Here is a 19,255-nt window from a genome sequence, read left to right as displayed (position 1 = left end):
CGCTTTCTATGACAGAAAAATGATGGGCAGGCAGGAAATTTAGCCGGAGAGGGCGGTATAGCGCGGGCAATAAAAAAGCCAGCGACAGGCGCTGGCTTCTGAGAACAGGCGGTCCGTTACGAATTATTATTCGTGGCGGCAGCCGGAGCGGCCGGGGTCACCGGGGCCGCTTCTGTTGCGGGCTGCTGAGGCTGCGCGGCATCACTGCTGGCACCCTGAGGCGTCACCGGAGTCATTGGCTGCTCCTGAGGGGCGGCCTGTGAGTTTTCCGGCACCTGAACAGGTGCAGTCTGAACGTTGTTCTCCACACCGTTCACTTTTACCGGCATACCGGTACGGCCCTGAATCGCGGCGTTAACCTGATCCTGATTGATGCTGCCATCAGCCAGCACTTTGGTCACGGCCTGAGTCAGCGTGATCGGCACCAGCTCACGGGAGTTGAACTGCTCTTCGGTGGTCGACAGCGGGTTATGCACTTCAAGGTAACGTGAACCGTCTGGCTCAACCGAGGCTTTCACCGGCTGGTCAACGAACTGAACGCGGGTGCCGACCGGCACATTCTGATAGAGCCACTTGATGTCATCCGCACGCAGACGCACACAGCCGTGGCTCACGCGCAGGCCGATACCGAAGTTGGCGTTGGTGCCGTGAATCGCATAGAGACGACCGATGTAGAGCGCATAGAGGCCCATCGGGTTGTCCGGGCCAGCCGGGAAGACGGCAGGCAGCGTTTCACCGCGAGCGGCGTAGTCGGCGTGCATCCCTTTGGTTGGCGTCCAGGTCGGGCCATCTTTTTTGCGTTCAACTGCCGTGGTCCAGTTGATCGGGGTATCTTTACCCAGCTCACCGATACCAATCGGCAGGACAACCACGGTTTTGCTGCCTTTCGGATAGTAGTAAAGACGCATCTCGGCGCTGTTGATCACAATGCCTTCGCGCGGGGCGTCAGGCAGGATCAGCTGCTGTGGGATAATCATTTTGCTGCCCGCTTTCGGCAGATAAACGTCAACGCCCGGATTGGCTTCCAGCATGTTGCTGAGGCCCATCTGATACTGCGCCGCAAAAGCTTCCAGCGGCAATTTGCTGTCTTCAGGAACGGTAATTTCAATATTTTCCCCGATCAGACGGCTGTTAGCCGGCGGTAACGGGTAAACCACAGCAAAGGCTGACTGGCTGAACGCCGCCAGAGCCAGTGCGATTGAAGCGAAAGCGCGAATCATTTTCATATTTTACAAGTCTTTATCGCCCTGTTTCAGGCTGGTCAAAGTATCGAATTCATGCCGGCCAGTGTGACCTGCTGCGCATTATATGTTCATTGATCTGATGTTGTGAATCAGGATTTTAACCTGACAGTAATACTTTACCTAAAACCGTGCAGAGATGAGCGCCTTTCGGGAAAAGAGGGCGCTGAAAACCGCGATGACTAAGGCTGCCACTGGGTCTGTTCGCCGCTGAGTTTCCGGTTCAGGAAAAAGGCGGCGCTGATTAACGCCAGGTGCGTCAGCGCCTGCGGCGTATTGCCCAGCGCATGGCCGTGGCTGTCAAACTCCTCGGCGTAAAGGCCCAGCGGATTGGCGTAGCTCAGCAGCTTCTCAAACTCAAAATGCGCCTCCTGTATCCGGCCTGCGCGCGCCAGGCACTCTACATACCAGAAAGAACAGGCACCGAAAGAGCCTTCTCCTCCCTGCAGGCCATCGGCCGGGGTTTCATGAATATTGTAACGCCGCACCATGCCATCGCTGACCAGGTCCTTTTTGATCGCGTCCAGCGTAGAGAGCCAGTCCGGGTCAGTGGCACCGACAAAGCGCACCAGTGGCATCAGCAGCATGGAGGCGTCGAGATAGTCGCCGTGGCGCGTGGAGGTGAAGTGCCCGCGCTCCTCGTTCCAGAAATTGGCCCAGATATCTTCGCGGATCTTACGCCGCACCTCATCCCAGCGCTGATAGGGCATCGGCAGCGAACGCTTCATGCCCAGACGCAGCGCGCGGTCCATCGCCACCCAGCACATCAGACGGGAATGCAGAAAATGTTCCGGTTCACCACGCATCTCCCAGATCCCGGCATCGGGCTGATCCCAGTTCTCGCTCAGCCAGTCGATCATCTTCACTACGTGCTCCCAGCCGCGCTGAGAGATCGCCTCGCCATATTTATTGGCCAGATAGATCGCATCCATCAGCTCGCCATAGATGTCGAGCTGGGTCTGCTGCCAGGCATCGTTGCCGATGCGCACCGGCCGGGAATCGCCGTAGCCGGAGAGGTTGAGCAGCTCCATCTCATGCAGTTCGGTGCCGCTGTCCAGCCGGTACATCACCTGCAGGCGCATCTCATCGTGATGGCTGTTCTCGACGCAGCGGCCCACCCACTCCGTAAAGTGTTTGGCTTCATCGGTATAGCCCAGCCGCATCAGGGCATACATGCTGAATGAGGCGTCGCGGATCCAGGAGGCGCGGTAGTCCCAGTTTCGTTCACCGCCCAGCTCTTCAGGGAGGCCAAAGGTTGCCGCCGCCGCAATGGAGCCATACTGATGGGAGGTGAGCAGCTTCAGCACCAGCGCGGAGCGCTGCACCATTTCACGCCAGCGTCCCTGATAGGTGCTCTTTGCGCTCCAGCGGCGCCAGTAGTTGAGGGTATCTTCAAAGCAGTGTTCGGTCGCCAGCGCTTCGATATGCGCATCGTCGACGCTGCCAAATTCAAACTGCGCATGTTCACCCGGCTGCAGGGTAAAGACGGCGGTCGCGCTCTCATCCTCCAGCGTCATGACGACGCTGGCGGCGAGGCGCAGCGAGGGCTGACCTTCGGCATGAAAATCGATACAGCCGTGATGGGCCTCCGCGCGCGTCTGCGCCCGGGCGTAGTCGTGGCGTGGTGAACAGCGCAGGGTAAAGGTCGCGCAGCCGCGTACCATTTTGACCCGCCGGATCAGGCGCGGCAGCTTCTCCCTGTCATCGCAAATCGGCATATAGTCGGTAATTTCTGCGACCCCCTGCTCATCCAGCCAGCGGGTCTGCAGAATATTGGTGTCGGGCAGGTAGAGCTGCTGACGGCGCGCATCGGGCCAGTCCGGCGAGAGGGAGAAGAGGCCGGCATCGTCGCTGTCGAGCAGGGCAGAGAAGACCGACGGGCTGTCGAGTTCAGGCCAGCAGAGATAATCAATCGTCCCGTCATTCGCCACCAGTGCACAGGTGCGGAGATCGCCAATGACGCCATGCTCTTCAATCTTACGTTTTACCTTACTCATGCTCATCTCCCTGTCAGTGTGCTGTTAACTATAGCTGAGCATGCCGATGCGGCTTCGTTTGGAGAGCTGTCAGCGGTTATTGATCGGCCCGACGGTTATGCCAGCGCCGGATCACCCAGCGCAGGACAAAGGCGAACACCACCGCACCCACCAGCCAGAGCAGATGTTTCAGATGCTGATCGAGTTTATGCAGCCACGGCGCGATAATGCCGCCCGCAAAATAGCCCAGCGTGACAAAGATCAGCGCCCAGATGGCCGCACCAATGATATTGAGGATAAAAAATTTCATCGGATTGAGGCGGCTGGCCCCGATGATGATGGGACCAATCAGGCGAAAGCCATACATAAAGCGCACGCCGATCACAAACAGGCTGGGACGGCGTTTGATCAGGCGGTTCGCCTTCACCACCTTATCCTGATGCTTTTTAAAGCGGCGCAGGATGCGCGTCCCCCAGCGGCGGCCAACCCAGTAGAGCAGCTGGTCGCCGATGATCCCGCCGCCCATCGCAGCCAGCACCACGCCCGCATAGTGCAGCAGTCCTTCATGGGCAGCCACGCCACCCAGTAAGGTAAATGTCTCCCCCTCGGCAATACAGCCAATCAACAGTGCCAGATAACCGTACTGCGTAATTAATGCGTTGATATCCAGATGCAAAGTGACACTCCCTGTTCGGTGGCTGTTTCTTCAAGTCTATACGCGAATTGGCTTCGCTTCCGCCCGGGCCGCGCGGGTGCGTTTATTTCTGCTGTTTTTTTGTCCGGCCGCCACGAAAGTTTTGCTGCCGTTTATACTTGAGAAGACGCTGCCCCCAAAGACGCATGCTCATCGGGCGGCCCACTGCATCAGAGGAGTGACTGTATGAACCATGTCTGGGGACTTCTGGCGCATCCGAATCAGGAAATGCGTGATATTAAGCAAGAGAATGAGAGTGTATCGCACCACTATACCCACCATGTTCTGCTGATGGCGGCGATCCCGGTGATCTGCGCCTTCATCGGGACCACTCAGCTGGGGTGGAACCTGGGCGAGGGGCGATATGTGCAACTTAATCTGGCGACCGGGCTTGGGCTCGGCATCCTGTTCTATCTGATTATTCTCGGTGGCGTCGCGGTGATGGGGCGGGTGATCCACTGGATGGCACGTGATTATCCGCAGCGGCCCGGCGTGCAGCGCTGTACCGTCTTTGCGGGTTATGTGGCGACACCGCTGTTTCTCAGCGGGCTGGTAGCGCTCTATCCGCTGGTCTGGCTCTGCGTGCTGGCGGGTGCGCTGGCGCTGCTCTACACCGGCTACCTGCTCTATATCGGCATTCCGCTGTTTCTGAACATCGACCGTGAAGAGAGCCTGCGCTTCTCCGGTTCCACCCTGGCGATCGGCGTGCTGGTGTTTGAAGTGTTACTGGCCCTGACCGTGGTGCTGTGGGGATATGGTCCCCGCCTGTTCTAGACAACCGCTGCCGCCGGCCTGGCGGCAGTTTTCTTTTTACGCCCGGATACACTCTCCCCAGGAAATTTCTTAACCTTCCGCGTATGATGCTGCTGCCAGCCCGCGCGCCGACGTGACTGAGGCGGGCGGCCTGTGTCTCTCTGGCACAGTACATAACACCAACCGGGTTTTTCTACGATGTCTGCAAAAATTCGTTCCAGCCTGCTTTCGCTGGCACTGCTCGTTTCCGGGCAGATTGTTTCACTTCCGGCTCAGGCGACCACCTCCCTGTCGCAGCTTACGCCTATTGCTCAGCCGCAGATTGCCTCTGGCAGTGCGATGATTGTCGACCTCACCAATAATAAAGTGCTCTTCTCCAGTCACCCGGATCGGGTCAGGCCGATTGCCTCTATCACCAAGCTGATGACGGCGATGGTGGTTCTGGATGCGCACCTGCCGATGAACGAGATGTTAACCGTCGATATCAGCCAGACGCCGGAAATGCGTGGCGTCTTCTCACGCGTGAAGCTCAACAGCCAGATCAGCCGCCGCAACATGCTGCTGCTGGCGCTGATGTCCTCGGAGAACCGCGCCGCCGCCAGCCTGGCTCATGCCTATCCGGGCGGATACAACGCCTTTATCCGGGCGATGAACGCCAAAGCGCGGTCGCTGGGCATGAAACAGACCCGCTACGTGGAGCCGACCGGCCTGTCGACGCAAAACGTCTCCAGCGCCCAGGATCTGGTCAAATTACTTAAGGCGACGCGCGAATATCCGCTGCTCGGCGCCCTCAGCACCACCAAAGAAGAGACGGCCGTGTTTGCTCATCCGAGCTATGCGCTGCCGTTCCGCAACACCAACCATCTGGTCTACAAAAATGACTGGCATATCCAGCTGACCAAGACCGGGTACACCGACGAGGCGGGGCACTGCCTGGTGATGCGCACCATGATCAACAATCGTCCGGTGGCGCTGGTGGTGCTGGATGCCTTCGGCAAATATACCCATTTCGCGGATGCCAACCGTCTGCGCAGCTGGATCGAGACCGGCAAAGCCGCGCCGGTGCCTGCGGCTGCGCTGGCGTACAAAAAGCAGAAGTCGGGCCAGGTCGCCAGCAACGGGGACAGCAGTGCCGGCGTGGAGTAAAGAGAGCAAAGAACGTCTGCTATGTTACCCGGCGCTGTCTGCTGTCTGAGCAGGCGCGCCGGGCGAGCCGGGCAGCGGCGTAACGCGCGCAGTCTGCCCGGAATTAGCCCGAAAAATACCCGTTATTCCTATATTGCCATCCCTTGCAAAGTCCTACACTACGCGCGACTGGCGAGGGACGATCGCCTGATATAAGCTGCCGGAATTTTACTCATATGTTTATAAGATCCTTTTTTGCATGGTTAATGCTGACGCTGGTGGCGTTTGCCCCGGCGGTGACGCAGGCGGCGGATGATATCACCGCGGCGGCACAGGAACAGGAACAGGATGCCCAGCCGAAGCTGAATGCTTCGGTTGAACTGCCGAAAATGCAGAAGATCCTCGATAAGATTAAGAGCCAAGTGTCAGGCGACGCGGGCGAAAACAAACTGAATCAGCTGAATGAGATGGCGCTGGAGCTTTCCGGCAATGCCGACACGCTGGGTCAGGCGCTGATCCCCGATCGCCAGCAGCTGGAAGCGCAGTTGCAGGTGCTGGGTCCGGCCCCCAAAGCTGACAGCGGGGTAAAAGAGACGCCGGAGGTGACGCGCAAGCGAAACGCGCTGGAGAGTCAGAAAAGCAAACTCGACGACCAGATCAAGCAGGCAGAGGGCATTAAAAATGGTGCCTTAACGCTGTCGTCGCAGATTGTTAACCTGCGCCGTGACCAGCTGAAAAGTCAGCTGGCGCTCAACTCCGGTACCATTCTCGGTGCACGTTTCTGGTCTCCCCTGACCAACAGTCAGGATCTGGACGGTGAGAAGATCGGCGAGTTTCTGCAGGAGCTGCAGGACACCGCGGCGCTCTCCTGGGAGCCAGGCTGGCGCATAGGCAGTACGCTCTGGCTGCTGGCGGCGCTGCTGGTGATGACGGTGGGTCGTCGCTACAGCGAGGAGTTCCTCGCCTGGGTCAGCATTCATAAAATGCCGGAAGGCAAACTGCGCCGCAGCTTCCTGGCGGCCGCGATAGCCCTGACCACGCTGGTGGCGGTGGTGCTCACCTTTAACTTTATCGCTCTGGCGTTTACCCGCCGCGATGAGGTCTCGGAAAATGTGCAGGACTTTGTCGATCGGCTGGTTCAGCTTAGCGTCTTTTGTGGCCTGATCGCCGGACTGGGGCGTGCGTTTCTCTCTACGCGGCGGCCGAGCTGGCGTTTGCCCACCATCTCCAATGAAGTGGCGCTGGCGCTCAAACCGTTCCCGCCCATTACCGCGGTGCTGGTGTTTATCTTCCAGACGGTGGAGGCCTTTAACTACAGCGTCGGCACCAGTCTGAATACCACCATTTTTGCCAACGGCCTGACGGCGCTGCTGATAGGCAGCACCGCGCTGGCCATCAGCATGCGAACCAACCGCGTTCGTCGTCGCATGACGCTGGCAGGCACGCCGCCGGAAGCCCGCTCTACGCTGGTCGGGCTGATCCAGCTGGGGCTGACTCTGACCGCGCTCGCGATCCTGATCTCGCTGCTGGTCGGTTATGTCACGCTGGCGCGATTCCTGAGTTATGAGGTGATCTGGTGTGGCCTGCTGTTTGGCTCCTTCTACTTCCTGAGCCATCTGCTCAACGATGGCTGTGAGAGTCTCTTTTCGACCAGCAATGCAACCGGCCGCCGCATTCAGAGTTCGCTCAACATCAATGAGCGTCATCTGCAGCAAACCGCCACGCTGCTGACGGCGATTGGTAAGACCATCCTGGTGCTGTTTGTGGCGCTGGCGCTGGTCAACGGGACGTTTGCCTCCTCAACGCCGATTGAGCTGCTGCAGAAGGTGATTGAGTTCTGGGGCGGGAAAGGGCTGGAGTCCCTGAATATCGTTCCGGCACACATGGTTAATGCGCTGATCTGCCTGATTGTCGGCATCTATGTGCTGCGCTCGGTGCGCCGCTGGCTCGACACCGACTTCCTGCCAAAAACCACCATGGACGTGGGGATGCGGGTGTCGCTGGTGACGCTGTTCAGCAACATCGGTTACGTGCTGATCATCCTGCTGACCCTGTCGATCATGGGGCTGCAGTGGAACAAGCTGGCCTGGATCGTCAGTGCGCTGTCGGTCGGTATCGGTTTCGGCCTGCAGGAGATCGTGAAAAACTTTATTTCGGGCCTGATTCTGCTAACCGAGCGGCCGGTGAAGGTGGGCGATCTGGTGACCATCAGCGGCATCGAAGGGGATATCCGCCGGATTAACGTGCGTGCCACCGAGATCCAGCTGGGTGACAAATCCACGGTCATCGTGCCGAACTCGCAGTTTATCTCGCAGAACGTGCGCAACGCCACGATGGGCAATGCGCAGGGTGTGGTGACGATTACGCTGACCTTCCCGCTCAACATCGATCCGGTGAAAGTGCGCGATATTCTGCTCGATGTTTACAACGAAAACGAACGCATTCTGGAGACCCCAGAGCCATCTGTTTCGTTTAAAGATCTGACCCAGCAGGGCATTGTGCTGAGCGTGACCGGTAACGTGGCCGGACAGCGCCAGATTTCCGGCGCCAAAAGCGATCTGCTGTTCGATATTCTGACGCGCCTGCGTAAAGAGGGCATCCTGCTTTCCACACCGCAGACCATGATTATCGAACGCCGTCAGCAGCCGGATGCGGAACCCGAAGAGAAGCTGGTTTAAGGCAAAAGGGCCGGGTTTTACCGGCCCAGATCGTCGTTCCGCGAGCGCAGCGAGGCGAGGAGGCGATCCTCTGCTCTGTCCGGGCGATTGTGCGCGAACGGCTGCCAGTATTCACGGACGACGGGAACCTGCACCGATTCGCCTGCGCCAAGGCCGGTGAACTTCTCTGTCGGCTCCAGCCGGGTTAAACCGCCGACAAGGTGGGTCATTCTGAACTGGTCATGATCGACCCGCAGCCTCTGGTGGACGTTGCTCAGGTAGAGGGCCCAGTGCCTGTCCGTCAGGGCCGGGCCGTTGTTAGTCAGGGTTAGGGTGGCGCGATTGCAGGCGGCGAAGTCGCCACCCACTGCGGCACAGTCGGTGCCATGAAGGGCAGCCTGATTATCGTTGACCTGACAGGTGAGCCTGAAGTGACGGATTGGATTCACTTCCCGCTGAACTGAGGCGCTGCCGTAAGCTGAGGCTGTAAGGCTCAGCAGCGTGAGCGCCATAAGGTATCGCTTTAACATCATGATTCACCCCTGCTGAAACGGATAGTGCGCTACCCGTGAGGGTTAGCGCTGCCTGAATAAGGCATTCTCTCTTTTTCTGTTATTTTTCAACGGCACTCTATTTTTCGGCTGGCGGATGATCAATTGGCAGGGCAATCTTTTGTGAGATATTACGCAGAACAGAATCGCTTTATAAATAATCAGGGAGAATATCAGAAAGGAGGTTAACTGTTTTTAATGCGGATGTTATCTGAATAGCCTTAATCAGCCCGCCGGCTCTGGTGAGCAGGCGGGCCGGTTAGCCGATTACGGCTGCTTTACTGCCCAGCCTTTTTGCTTGCTGGTTTTGCCGATGCCGGGATTAAAGCTGTTGGTGGGATCGAGCTGGCGATAGAAGGCCGCCAGCTGCGGTTTCGCCTGATAGAGATGGCCCACATTGTGCTCGGCGGGGTATTCCGCGCCGCGCGCCTGCAGAATCTCCAGCATCTGCGCTTTCAGGGCGTGCACGTCGACACCTTTTCTGACGATATAATCCTGATGGAAGACGTGACAGAAGAAGTGACCATAGTAGAGGCGATGGCTCAGCGAAGCGCGGATCGCTTCAGGCAGCGTTTCAAACCAGTCAGCATCGTTGCGACGCAGGGCGATATCCAGCGCCAGGATATCCTCGACCTCGTCAGCGTGCACCGCATGATAGCGCACGGCCGCCCCTGCAGCCGCGAACCGATGCAGAAAAGCGTGCGCCCCCTCTTTGCCTTCGCACTCAAAGAATTCGCCTCCGCCTTCACGGAAGTAGTCGCGCAGGTAGTTACGCGCTTCCGCAACGCCTTCACCAGACATCTTCAGCATCAGATGATGTTCATATCTGTCGCGATACTGCTTCATGCGTTTGGGCAGATGCGCCGGGAACAGCCGGCTCAGGCGCTGCATCAGGCGGTCGGTGAAGTGCGGTTTAACGAAGGCGAGTTTGTTCAGCCAGGCATCGACCCGCCCCTTCAGCGTGAAGAACAGCGGCATTTTGTCGGTGCCCAGCCTGTCGATCATCAGGAAGGTATCTTTGCCGTAGACCTCCGCAATGTCATAGATGTCGCGGTGCATATATTCGCCCGCCACCGGCAGATGGGTGAAGTGCGCCAGGATATGACGGCGGATATCGTTGAGGACGCCAGGCTCGTTGGTGCCGATATAGAACACCTGCTGCTGAGGTTCACTGGCAAAGGTGTCCAGCCGCACGGCAAACACCGCCAGCTTGCCGGCACAGCCCGAGGCTTCGAACAGACGGCGCGCATCGGCGTTATAGCGGGCGGGCGTATCGGCATTCACGTCACGCACCCGGTCAGCATATTCGTGGTCAGAGGCGTGGCGGCCATCGTGCTGCACATCACCAGGTTGCCAGCGATCGTCATCCAGCCGGCCCAGAATCTCTTCCGGCGTGCTGCCTAACTCAATGCCCAGATGGTTCACCAGCCGCAGTTTGCCCTCCGCATCGATTCGGGCGAACAGGGCCATTTCACTGTAAGCCGGACCGCGTTTGATCAGCGATCCGCCGGAGTTATTGCAGATGCCGCCCAGGACCGACGCGCCGATGCAGGAGGAGCCGATCACCGAGTGCGGTTCGCGTCCCAGTGGCTTTAGCGCTTTTTCCAGCTGATAGAGGGTGCTGCCGGGGAAAGCCAGCACCTGCTGGCCGTTGTCGATCAGCTGCAGCTTATCCAGCCGCAGGGTGCTGACAATCACCAGCGGGCGGTCGTAGTCATCTCCATGCGGCGTCGAACCTTCAGTCAGGCCGGTATTTGCCGCCTGCATCAGAATGATAACATCTGCCCTGACCAGCGTTTGCAGAACCCGCCAGAGCTCCAGCAGCGTTCCGGGAAACGCCACGGCCAGCGCATCCCCTTCGCCGGAGCGAAAGCCTTTGCGATAGCGGGCGGTCTGTTCAGGTTCAGTCAGCAGATGAGAGGGGCCGACGAGGCGGCGCAGGTCAGAAAGCAGGGCAGAGGTTGGTATCATGAGCAATTCCCTTGTCTTATCAGTGCGCCTTAACTGTAGCACGTCCGCTCATCTCCTCGCAGTGTGACAGCGGCAGGCTACCTGCTATTCTCATCTTGTGGCACACTGCCGCCTGTTAATACGATATTGCGCAGTTACTTAAGAGAACCCAACCTGATGAAATGGATTTACTCTGTTAGTCTCGCTGTTTCCCTCGCGATGCAACCGGCACTGGCTGAGACCGTGCCAGGTCACCACCCGATGACCGAACAGGCGCGGGATGCCTTCGTTAACCAGCTGCTGAAAAAAATGACGCTGGACGAAAAGATCGGTCAGCTGCGTTTAATCAGCGTCGGACCGGATAATCCCAAAGAAGCGATTCGCGACATGATTCAGAAGAGTCAGGTTGGTGCGATCTTTAACACGGTGACCCGCCCGGATATCCGCGCCATGCAGGATCAGGCGATGCAGCTCAGCCGGCTGAAGATCCCGCTCTTTTTCGCCTTCGACGTCATCCACGGCCAGCGCACCATTTTTCCTATTCCCCTGGCGCTGGCGTCGAGCTGGGATCTGGATGCGGTGAAAGAGGTCGGGCGCGTGTCCGCCTATGAGGCAGCCGACGATGGCCTGAATATGACCTGGGCACCGATGGTGGATGTCACCCGTGAACCGCGCTGGGGGCGTGGCTCGGAAGGGTTTGGTGAAGATACTTATCTCACCAGCGAGATGGGCCGCAGCATGGTGCAGGCGATGCAGGGTAAAAGCGCCGCCGATCGCTACAGCGTGATGACCAGCGTTAAGCACTTCGCGCTCTATGGCGCGGTCGAAGGCGGCCGGGATTACAACACGGTGGATATGAGTCCGCAGCGCATGTTCCAGGACTATCTGCCGCCTTATAAAGCCTCTCTGGATGCGGGCAGCGGCGGCGTCATGGTGGCACTGAACTCCATTAATGGCGTACCGGCGACGGCGGACAGCTGGCTGCTGAAGGATCTGCTGCGCGGTCAGTGGAAATTCAAAGGCATTACCATCAGCGACCACGGCGCCATTAAAGAGCTGATTAAGCATGGCGTCGCCAGCGATCCGCAGGACGCGGTGCGCATCGCCCTGAAGTCGGGCGTCGACATGAGCATGAGCGACGAGTATTACAGCAAATATCTGCCGGATCTGGTGAAGCGCGGCGAAGTCAGTATGGCCGAAATTGATGATGCGGCGCGTCATGTGCTTAACGTTAAATATGATATGGGGCTGTTCAACGATCCCTACAGCCATTTAGGGCCGAAAGAGAGCGACCCGCAGGACACCAACGCGGAGAGCCGTCTGCATCGTGCCGAAGCGCGCGACGTAGCGCGCAAGAGTATCGTGCTGCTGAAGAACCGGCTGGAAACGCTGCCACTGAAGAAATCGGGCACCATTGCGCTGATCGGGCCGCTGGCCGACAGCCAGCGCGACATTATGGGCAGCTGGTCCGCGGCCGGCGTGGCGAAACAATCCGTCTCGCTGCTGCAGGGGATGCGCAACGCCACCGAAGGCAAAGCGACGCTGCTCTATGAGAAGGGCGCCAACGTTTCCGATAATAAGGGCATTCAGGACTTCCTGAACCTCTATGAACCGGCGGTTTCCATCGACACGCGTTCACCGCAGCAGATGATCGACGACGCGGTCGCCAAAGCGAAGCAGGCGGATGTCATCGTTGCCGCCGTAGGCGAAGCGCAGGGTATGGCCCACGAAGCCTCCAGCCGCAGCGACCTTGTGATCCCGCCGAGCCAGCAGAAGCTGTTAGCCGCGCTGAAAGCCACCGGCAAACCGCTGGTGATTGTGCTGATGAACGGACGCGCACTGTCGGTAGTGAATGAAGATCGTATGGCCGATGCGATGCTGGAGACCTGGTTCAGCGGGACGGAAGGCGGTAACGCCATCGCCGATGTCCTGTTTGGCGACTATAACCCGTCGGGCAAGCTGCCGGTCTCCTTCCCGCGTTCCGTGGGGCAGATTCCGATCTACTACAACCATCTGCCCACCGGCCGGCCTTACAACTTTGCTAAGCCGAACAAATATACGTCGCACTACTATGATGCGGTTAACGGCCCGCTCTATCCGTTTGGTTACGGCCTGAGCTACACCCGCTTTACCGTGTCTCCGGTGAAAATGTCGTCGCCGATCATGCCGCGTAACGGCAGCATCGAAGCCAGCGTGACGGTGACCAACAGCGGTCAGCGCGACGGTGCGACGGTGGTGCAGATGTATCTCAACGATCCGGTCGCCTCCATCAGCCGTCCGGTGCAGGAGCTGCGTGGTTTCAAACGCATCATGCTGAAAGCGGGCGAGTCTCAGACCGTGACCTTTAAGATCGACGTCGATGCGCTGAAGTTCTGGAACCAGCAGATGAAGCATGTTGCGGAGCCCGGCAAGTTCAACGTGATGATTGGACTCGATTCCGTTCGTACTCAGGATGCGCAATTCAACTATCTGTAACCGCCCGCCTTTCTCCTGAGAAAGGGGGTGCGGCGCGTCGTTAGCGTCCTGCTACGGCGCGCCGCGTCATTTCACTATCAGAGCCACCATGATAAATCTGCGAGACCGTATTCAGCAGCAGGTCTTTCGCCTTAACGGCCTGTCGATGAATGAGTTTGACCTCTCCCAGCCGCCTGGCGATCCCGGCTTGTTTGGCCCGGACAGCGTGATCTGGCGCGTCCATGGCGACTTTACCTCCATGATGTGCGGCGGGATCAGCGCGCTGCTATTGCAGATGCTGCATCCGGCGGCGCTGGCGGGCGTCTGGGATCACTCCAATTTCCGCGAAGATATGATGGGCAGGCTGCGGCGTACCAGTCAGTTCATCGCCGTGACCACCTACGGTAATCACCAGGATGCGCAGACGCTGATCGACCGGGTGAAACGCATTCACCTTAAAGTCAGCGGCGTCGACAGCGAAGGCAAACCCTATGCCGCCAGCGATCCGCATCTGCTGACCTGGGTACATGTGGCAGAGACCAGCCGTTTCCTGGCGGCCCATCTGCGCTACAAAAATCCTCACCTCACGCGTGCCGAACAGGATCGGTACTATCAGGAAGCGGCGCTCATTGCTGAGTCGCTGGGCGCGGAGCGGGTGCCGAAAAGCGTCGTGGATGTGGCGGATTATCTGCAGCAGATGCGTCCGGAATTACGCTTTGATGCGCGCACCGCTGAAGTGACGCGTCTGCTGATGAATGCGCCAGCCCCGAGCTGGCAGGCGAAACCGGTAATGAAAGTGATGCTGATGTCGGGGTTCGGGCTGATGCCGGCATGGGCGCAGGCGATGTCCGGCCGTGAGACAGGGCGCTTTCAGCAGGCGATGATTGATCGGAAGATTAATGCGATTGCGGTCGGGTTGCGCTGGTCGATTCAGAGAGGAGCCTGGTATCGGGCGATGGTGAGGATGGGGAGGGAGGTGGGGTAAGAGGTTCACCAGAAAAAGCGGGTTATTGCCGTTTATAATAAGATCATCTAACCGTAGTCGTTAATAAAAGGTTTTAAGTAAAGGCTTTCGTTCAGACAGTCAATTAAATGGCGCTAGCCACCTCAGACTGATAGGGAAGATAGTAATGTCCGTTTGTGCCAACAGAGCAAGTTGCCGCATGAGAAGCAAACACGTATATAATTGCGTTAGAATGACTGCACGTTTTAAAGATGAAAGGTAGTGCACAATGATAGTTAGTGAATCAGAGCTGTTGAAGTCGGGCTTTACTGATGCTGATTTGAAAAAAATCAAAAATAATCTTGAAAGCTACGGTGGTACGCTGGATGAGGCTGTAGTGGATTTAAAAAACAGATTCAGAATGCTATTGTGGACTGTTTCCGCCTGCACGCTCGTATTTATATTTCTTCTCAGTTTCTCAACTAAGCCATACATCTTAGGCGGTGGCCTGTCACTGCTTATCGGGATAGTCTTAGTGACGTTTATTCAACCGCCAGTCCTGGCCTGGAAGTCATGGCGCTACTGGCGGTTGAAAAAGGCTTAGCGTCATTGGTTACTTACGCTGAGTAAATCGAATGTCACCTTAGCTGTTACACCCCAGCCGATTATTTTCATGGTCAGCTTTGGGCGACTTATGGTGTCAATTTCACGAGTGTAATCACGGGCCATCCATCTGTATAGTCGCCATGCACTTTAGGCTCGATTTGAATGCAATATGATTACAGCAACCTGAGCAGTTCTGATTAATGCAGGGAAGCGATGACGACATATAGGTATACTAACTATGCGCTTTATTTTACCTGTTTTTATTTTTGTTTTTTGTGTCATCGCCATATCAAAAGCTATTGCTCTCATCGTGCCTGTAGAGTTCTTTTATGCCATTGCAGATATTTTTCATATCAATGGCGATGAGGCAATCCCCGACTTTGTACTCACAGCTAATATCGTTGTTTCTGTCCTGATGTCTGTTGCGCTTTTGTGGATGCTGAAACGTATTTTCAGAAAGCATTGAGCAGGGTTGTACACGTACCTGCACGCGTTTTCATTGTGCTGATTCTATCACCCGACAGAATGTGGTTTAGTAAACAGCAGAAGCTCCCGCTCTGTTTTCCCCGTTTTATCCTCAATAAAGGAGTCAGAATAATGGAACATAACTACACATCGCGCATCTTCTGGACCGGCAATCTGGGAACGGGGACGTCGGGTTATAAAGCGTATGCAAGGACGTGGGATATCGCCATCAGCGGGAAAGAGGTCATCCATTGCTCCAATGATCCCCTGCTGGGTGGCGACGCCAGTAAAATGAATCCTGAAGACCTCCTGATATCCTCTCTTTCGGCATGCCATATGCTCTGGTATCTGCATCTGGCTTCCGATGCCGGGATTACGGTTCTCGGCTATGAAGATTCTCCCTTAGCGACAGGTGAAATATCAAAAGGCGGGGCGGGGCGCTTTATTTCGGCGGTGCTGAGACCGACGATCACGGTAGCTGAGGAGACAAATCTTGATGCAGCCACGGCTATTCACCATGAGATCCATAAAGTCTGTTTTATCGCCAGATCGGTGAATTTTCCTGTCTCCTGTGAACCAGAATTTATCATCCGTCAGGCGTAGAACACGCATCTGTGCCTGTTCTGAAACGTCGCGGTTTTTACTGATTTCACACCGCGACTTTTCTTCATCGCTCTCTTTCTCGTCTCCCGAAACGGGGCGTCCCTGAACCGCATCCTCTCTCCCGTTCCCGGTCATCAATGCACCGCCGCTGAGCAACAGCTGGCTCTGAAGCGCGGCGTGTCCTTAAAGTAAAATATTTGTGATTAACATCGTATTTACATTAAGCGCCTCCTTTTTTTGCTGGCTGAACTTTATCCACTGAGCCTATAGTGGATTTATTCAGTAAAACTGAGTTTTATCAGATAAAACAATGCGTTCGGGTCTGTTCACCTGCCCGCCACGCGAAAAATGTCGGGATCTGATTTTAATCAGAAGGTTAAGAGGACGTTATGGAGATTGTTAATGCACCGCATCTGCCCGTTCGGGAAGCGTGGCTCGCGCGTCATCATGAAGAGGCGCTGATGCCCGGACTTCCGGTCGTGGATGCGCATCATCATTTGTGGGATCGCCAGTCAGGCCGCTATCTGGCACCGGAGCTCAGCCAGGATATCGAACAGTCCGGACACCGGATTCTCTCGACGGTGTATGTTCAGTGCCGCTCCATGCTGCGCCGTCACGGGCCTGAAGCGTTCAGACCCGTCGGAGAGATCGAGTTTGCAGGCGGTTGTGCCGCGATGTTTGAAAGCGGTCACTATGGCGAAACCGCAGGTTGTGAAGCCATCGTTGGGGGGGCCAGCCTGCTGGCTGGGGATGACCTGCTGCCCGTGGTGGAACTCATGCTGGCGCGATCGGGAGGACGACTGCGCGGGATGCGGAATCCGCTGGCCTGGCATCCTGATCCCCGCGTCAGCTCCAGTCCCGTCACGCCGCCCGCCGGTCTGGCGGCCAGTGACGCATTCCGGCGCGGGGCAGCCTGCCTTGCCCGCAACGGACTTTCGCTGGATGTCTGGGTTTATCACACTCAGCTCGATGAAATTGCCGGACTGGCCCGCGCGCAGCCCGATCTGCTGGTGATTGTGGATCACTGCGGCGGACCGATTGGAACGGGGCCTTATGCCGGTAAACAGGATGCCGTTTTTCAGGCGTGGAAAAAGGGGATTATCGCCCTGGCGGCGCTGCCCAACGTGCGCATCAAAATCAGCGGTTTTGGCATGACGGTCATGGGCTATCCCTTTGCACAACACGACACACCACCTGACTCCCTGACGCTCTCCCGGGCCTGGCAACCGCTGTTTGAAACGCTGGTTGAGGCATTTGGCGTGCAGCGCTGCATGTTTGCCAGCAACTTCCCGGTCGACAAAGGCATGTTCAGTTACGGTGTGTTCTGGAATGCCTGCAAAAGGCTGGCGGAGCAGGCTTCTGCGGCCGAACAGGCGCATCTCTTCTGGCGCACCGCGGCATCAACCTATCGCTTATCCTCCCTGGAGAATATGGATGAATATGAAATCAAAAGTGCATGAGGCGCATCCTCTCGATGCGTACGCCTCCGGTTCAGTGCTCTCCTATTCATCGGCTGAAAAAAGGACCCTGGCGCTGGGCGGGTTAGGCTGGACATTTGAAAGCTACGACTCTTTTTTGCTCTCTCTGCTCTTACCCGTGCTGGGCGTGGTATTTGGCCTCGGCAAAACGGAACTTGGCGTGTTTATCAGCGCCACGGCTGGCGGGCAGATTATTGGCGGCATCCTGTTCGGGCTGGTGGCCGATAAAATCGGACGCGTAAGAACGGCCCTGATCTGCATCGCCATCTATTCGCTTTTTTCCGGTCTGCTGGCGTTTTCCCACAATCAGCAGATCTTTACCTTGCTGCGATTCTGCGGTGCGCTCGGTATGGGCGGGATGTGGACATCAGGCGCGGCGCTCATCGCTGAAACCTGGCGTCCGGAGCGCCGTGCGCGCGGCGGCGCACTGATGCAGATGGGGCTACCGGTGGGCGCAATCCTGGCGATTGGCCTGACGGCACTGGTCACGGCAATGACCGGTGGGCTGGAACACGGGGGATGGCGCTACCTGTTCATGATTGGCGCCTTACCGGTTTTTATCATGATGGTGATTGCGTACATTACGCCCGAATCGCCGGTATGGCTGGCGCGCCAGCAGGAACGCGCACAGCGGCAGACTAAAAAGGCCAGCGCCGGCAAAACGAACATCAAAGGGTTGCTGCTGGCGTTTACCTTTATCTTCTTCATTCAGTATCTGTTCTGGGGGGTCTTCACCTGGACGCCTACTTACCTTCGTGAAGTGAAGCACCTCGATTTTCTTCACAGCCTGAAGTTTGTGCTGGCCCTGCAGACCGGTGCGATTGCTGGCTTCCTGGTGTTCTCACTCATGGCCGATAAATGGGGACGCCGGCCGATGTTTCTGCTCTATCTCCTGATCGGTGCGGTCGCGGTCGGATTATATCTGGTGACGACGCAGCCGCTGATTCTCATGGTGGCCATCTTTATGGCCGGTTTCGGGGTTAACGGTATTTTCGCCGGTTCCGGCCCCTTCCTGGCCGAGATTATTGGCGACACCCAGTCACGCGGCTTTCTGATGGGCCTGGCTTACAACGGGGGGCGTCTGGGCGGCTTTATTGCGCCGCTGCTCATCGGCTATGTGGCCAGCATTGGCGGCTTCACCGCCGGGCTGGCCACTACCGTGCTGGCCTTCGTCGCCGCGATGATTGTGGTCTGGATGGCACCAGAAACAAAAGGCGTTAAGCTGAAGTAAATCAACGGGCAGAGTCGTTCCGGAAGCGACCTTTGACGGGGAGAACAGATGTTCAGCATTTCAGAAGTCGATAAAGGGGATAGCGACCTGGTGCGCCTGGTCGGCGAACTCGATGCTTTTCAGCGCGAACTCTATCCGGCAGAAAGCAATCACTGTCTGGATCTCTCAACCGTCGGTGATGAGCAGCTGAAGTGCATTATCGTGCGTGATGAGCAGGGCTTGCCGGCAGGGTGTGGGGCCTTACTCTTTCAGGAGGCGGGCTTTGCGGAGATCAAGCGGGTTTATATCCGGCCGGCATACCGGGGCAGGAAGCTCGGCGAGCAGATCATCGCCGCCATCGAGACGATAGCTTCAGAAAACCGTTTACGCGAACTGCGGCTTGAAACCGGGATTCATCAGCAACCGGCTATCGCACTCTATCGCCGATGCGGGTACGCACTATGTGAGGCGTTCCCGCCCTATATGCCCGACCCGTTAAGTCTGTTTATGCGCAAACGACTTTTATAAGGCCATCTCGCCACTCAAGCG

General features: G+C 57.2%; 16 protein-coding genes. 11 read left to right on the top strand and 5 right to left on the bottom strand.

All coding sequences use genetic code 11. The features are described from left to right. Positions 1–116 precede the first annotated feature (116 nt). The 3 genes from F3I47_RS04960 to F3I47_RS04950 all read right to left on the bottom strand — a co-directional run bounded on the left by F3I47_RS04960 (position 117) and on the right by F3I47_RS04950 (position 3,893). Positions 117–1,226 (bottom strand): L,D-transpeptidase family protein, encoded by a 1,110-nt coding sequence (locus F3I47_RS04960; RefSeq protein WP_009091312.1) that lies wholly within the window; start codon positions 1,224–1,226, stop codon positions 117–119. Between the two features lie 197 nt (positions 1,227–1,423). Further along, entirely contained in the window at positions 1,424–3,238 is a 1,815-nt protein-coding gene (locus tag F3I47_RS04955) for a glycoside hydrolase family 15 protein (RefSeq protein WP_150029440.1), read from the bottom strand. Positions 3,239–3,314: 76 nt separating this feature from the next. Further along, the gene (locus tag F3I47_RS04950) at positions 3,315–3,893 is read right to left on the bottom strand and encodes a DedA family protein (RefSeq protein ID WP_009091308.1); all 579 of its coding nucleotides are present in this window, start codon (positions 3,891–3,893) and stop codon (positions 3,315–3,317) included. Between the two features lie 204 nt (positions 3,894–4,097). Here F3I47_RS04950 and F3I47_RS04945 point away from each other — a divergent pair, with 204 nt between their 5' ends. The 3 genes from F3I47_RS04945 to F3I47_RS04935 all read left to right on the top strand — a co-directional run bounded on the left by F3I47_RS04945 (position 4,098) and on the right by F3I47_RS04935 (position 8,467). Next, positions 4,098–4,685 carry a Yip1 family protein gene (locus tag F3I47_RS04945; protein WP_009091306.1) on the top strand — a complete coding sequence of 196 codons (588 nt, stop codon included), beginning with the start codon at positions 4,098–4,100 and terminating at the stop codon, positions 4,683–4,685. A 177-nt stretch (positions 4,686–4,862) separates the two neighbouring features. Beyond that, entirely contained in the window at positions 4,863–5,810 is a 948-nt protein-coding gene (pbpG, locus tag F3I47_RS04940; RefSeq protein WP_009091304.1) for a D-alanyl-D-alanine endopeptidase, read from the top strand. A gap of 215 nt (positions 5,811–6,025) precedes the next feature. Further along, positions 6,026–8,467, top strand: coding sequence for a DUF3772 domain-containing protein (locus tag F3I47_RS04935; RefSeq protein WP_009091303.1), 2,442 nt, complete (start codon positions 6,026–6,028; stop codon positions 8,465–8,467). A 17-nt stretch (positions 8,468–8,484) separates the two neighbouring features. On the opposite strand, the gene F3I47_RS04930 is transcribed toward F3I47_RS04935, so the two are convergent. Further along, positions 8,485–8,979 (bottom strand): carbohydate-binding domain-containing protein, encoded by a 495-nt coding sequence (locus tag F3I47_RS04930; RefSeq protein ID WP_223812738.1) that lies wholly within the window; start codon positions 8,977–8,979, stop codon positions 8,485–8,487. Between the two features lie 285 nt (positions 8,980–9,264). Continuing rightward, positions 9,265–10,968 carry a D-lactate dehydrogenase gene (gene dld, locus F3I47_RS04925; RefSeq protein WP_150029441.1) on the bottom strand — a complete coding sequence of 568 codons (1,704 nt, stop codon included), beginning with the start codon at positions 10,966–10,968 and terminating at the stop codon, positions 9,265–9,267. Positions 10,969–11,124: 156 nt separating this feature from the next. On the opposite strand from dld, the gene bglX reads away from it, so the two are divergent. From bglX to F3I47_RS04880, 8 genes are all read left to right on the top strand, one after another. Then, positions 11,125–13,422 carry a beta-glucosidase BglX gene (gene bglX, locus F3I47_RS04920; RefSeq protein ID WP_150029442.1) on the top strand — a complete coding sequence of 766 codons (2,298 nt, stop codon included), beginning with the start codon at positions 11,125–11,127 and terminating at the stop codon, positions 13,420–13,422. Between the two features lie 88 nt (positions 13,423–13,510). After that, a complete protein-coding gene (locus tag F3I47_RS04915) occupies positions 13,511–14,386 on the top strand; it encodes an oxygenase MpaB family protein (protein WP_150029443.1) in 876 nt (291 codons plus the stop codon). A 247-nt stretch (positions 14,387–14,633) separates the two neighbouring features. Beyond that, a complete protein-coding gene (locus F3I47_RS04910; RefSeq protein WP_150029444.1) occupies positions 14,634–14,948 on the top strand; it encodes a hypothetical protein in 315 nt (104 codons plus the stop codon). 240 nt (positions 14,949–15,188) lie between these two features. Further along, positions 15,189–15,416, top strand: a complete 228-nt coding sequence (locus F3I47_RS04900) for a hypothetical protein (protein WP_150029445.1) — start codon at positions 15,189–15,191, stop codon at positions 15,414–15,416. 131 nt (positions 15,417–15,547) lie between these two features. After that, positions 15,548–16,018, top strand: a complete 471-nt coding sequence (locus F3I47_RS04895; RefSeq protein ID WP_150029446.1) for an OsmC family protein — start codon at positions 15,548–15,550, stop codon at positions 16,016–16,018. Between the two features lie 389 nt (positions 16,019–16,407). After that, the gene (locus F3I47_RS04890) at positions 16,408–17,478 is read left to right on the top strand and encodes an amidohydrolase (RefSeq protein WP_150029447.1); all 1,071 of its coding nucleotides are present in this window, start codon (positions 16,408–16,410) and stop codon (positions 17,476–17,478) included. Then, on the top strand, positions 17,453–18,727 hold the full coding sequence (locus tag F3I47_RS04885; RefSeq protein ID WP_150029448.1) for an MFS transporter: 1,275 nt from the start codon (positions 17,453–17,455) through the stop codon (positions 18,725–18,727). The genes F3I47_RS04890 and F3I47_RS04885 overlap by 26 nt, the downstream gene beginning before the upstream one ends. Before the next feature lie 48 nt (positions 18,728–18,775). Continuing rightward, complete coding sequence (locus F3I47_RS04880) at positions 18,776–19,234, top strand: GNAT family N-acetyltransferase (RefSeq protein WP_058957725.1); 459 nt, start codon at positions 18,776–18,778, stop codon at positions 19,232–19,234. Positions 19,235–19,255 lie beyond the last annotated feature (21 nt).

It is taken from the genome of Pantoea sp. M_10 (assembly GCF_008631515.1).
Taxonomy (GTDB): Bacteria; Pseudomonadota; Gammaproteobacteria; order Enterobacterales; family Enterobacteriaceae; genus Pantoea; species Pantoea anthophila.
Note: the sequence above shows the minus strand (reverse complement) of the source record. Positions and strands in the feature narration are given on the sequence as shown.

Coding starts and splice junctions, on each gene's coding strand:
- F3I47_RS04900 (WP_150029445.1), top strand. CDS start 15,189: ATGCGCTTTATTTTACCTGTTTTTATTTTTGTTTTTTGTGTCATCGCC.
- pbpG (WP_009091304.1), top strand. CDS start 4,863: ATGTCTGCAAAAATTCGTTCCAGCCTGCTTTCGCTGGCACTGCTCGTT.
- F3I47_RS04890 (WP_150029447.1), top strand. CDS start 16,408: ATGGAGATTGTTAATGCACCGCATCTGCCCGTTCGGGAAGCGTGGCTC.
- F3I47_RS04935 (WP_009091303.1), top strand. CDS start 6,026: ATGTTTATAAGATCCTTTTTTGCATGGTTAATGCTGACGCTGGTGGCG.
- dld (WP_150029441.1), bottom strand. CDS start 10,968: ATGATACCAACCTCTGCCCTGCTTTCTGACCTGCGCCGCCTCGTCGGC.
- F3I47_RS04880 (WP_058957725.1), top strand. CDS start 18,776: ATGTTCAGCATTTCAGAAGTCGATAAAGGGGATAGCGACCTGGTGCGC.
- F3I47_RS04885 (WP_150029448.1), top strand. CDS start 17,453: ATGAATATGAAATCAAAAGTGCATGAGGCGCATCCTCTCGATGCGTAC.
- F3I47_RS04930 (WP_223812738.1), bottom strand. CDS start 8,979: ATGATGTTAAAGCGATACCTTATGGCGCTCACGCTGCTGAGCCTTACA.
- F3I47_RS04945 (WP_009091306.1), top strand. CDS start 4,098: ATGAACCATGTCTGGGGACTTCTGGCGCATCCGAATCAGGAAATGCGT.
- F3I47_RS04895 (WP_150029446.1), top strand. CDS start 15,548: ATGGAACATAACTACACATCGCGCATCTTCTGGACCGGCAATCTGGGA.
- F3I47_RS04910 (WP_150029444.1), top strand. CDS start 14,634: ATGATAGTTAGTGAATCAGAGCTGTTGAAGTCGGGCTTTACTGATGCT.
- F3I47_RS04955 (WP_150029440.1), bottom strand. CDS start 3,238: ATGAGTAAGGTAAAACGTAAGATTGAAGAGCATGGCGTCATTGGCGAT.
- bglX (WP_150029442.1), top strand. CDS start 11,125: ATGAAATGGATTTACTCTGTTAGTCTCGCTGTTTCCCTCGCGATGCAA.
- F3I47_RS04960 (WP_009091312.1), bottom strand. CDS start 1,226: ATGAAAATGATTCGCGCTTTCGCTTCAATCGCACTGGCTCTGGCGGCG.
- F3I47_RS04915 (WP_150029443.1), top strand. CDS start 13,511: ATGATAAATCTGCGAGACCGTATTCAGCAGCAGGTCTTTCGCCTTAAC.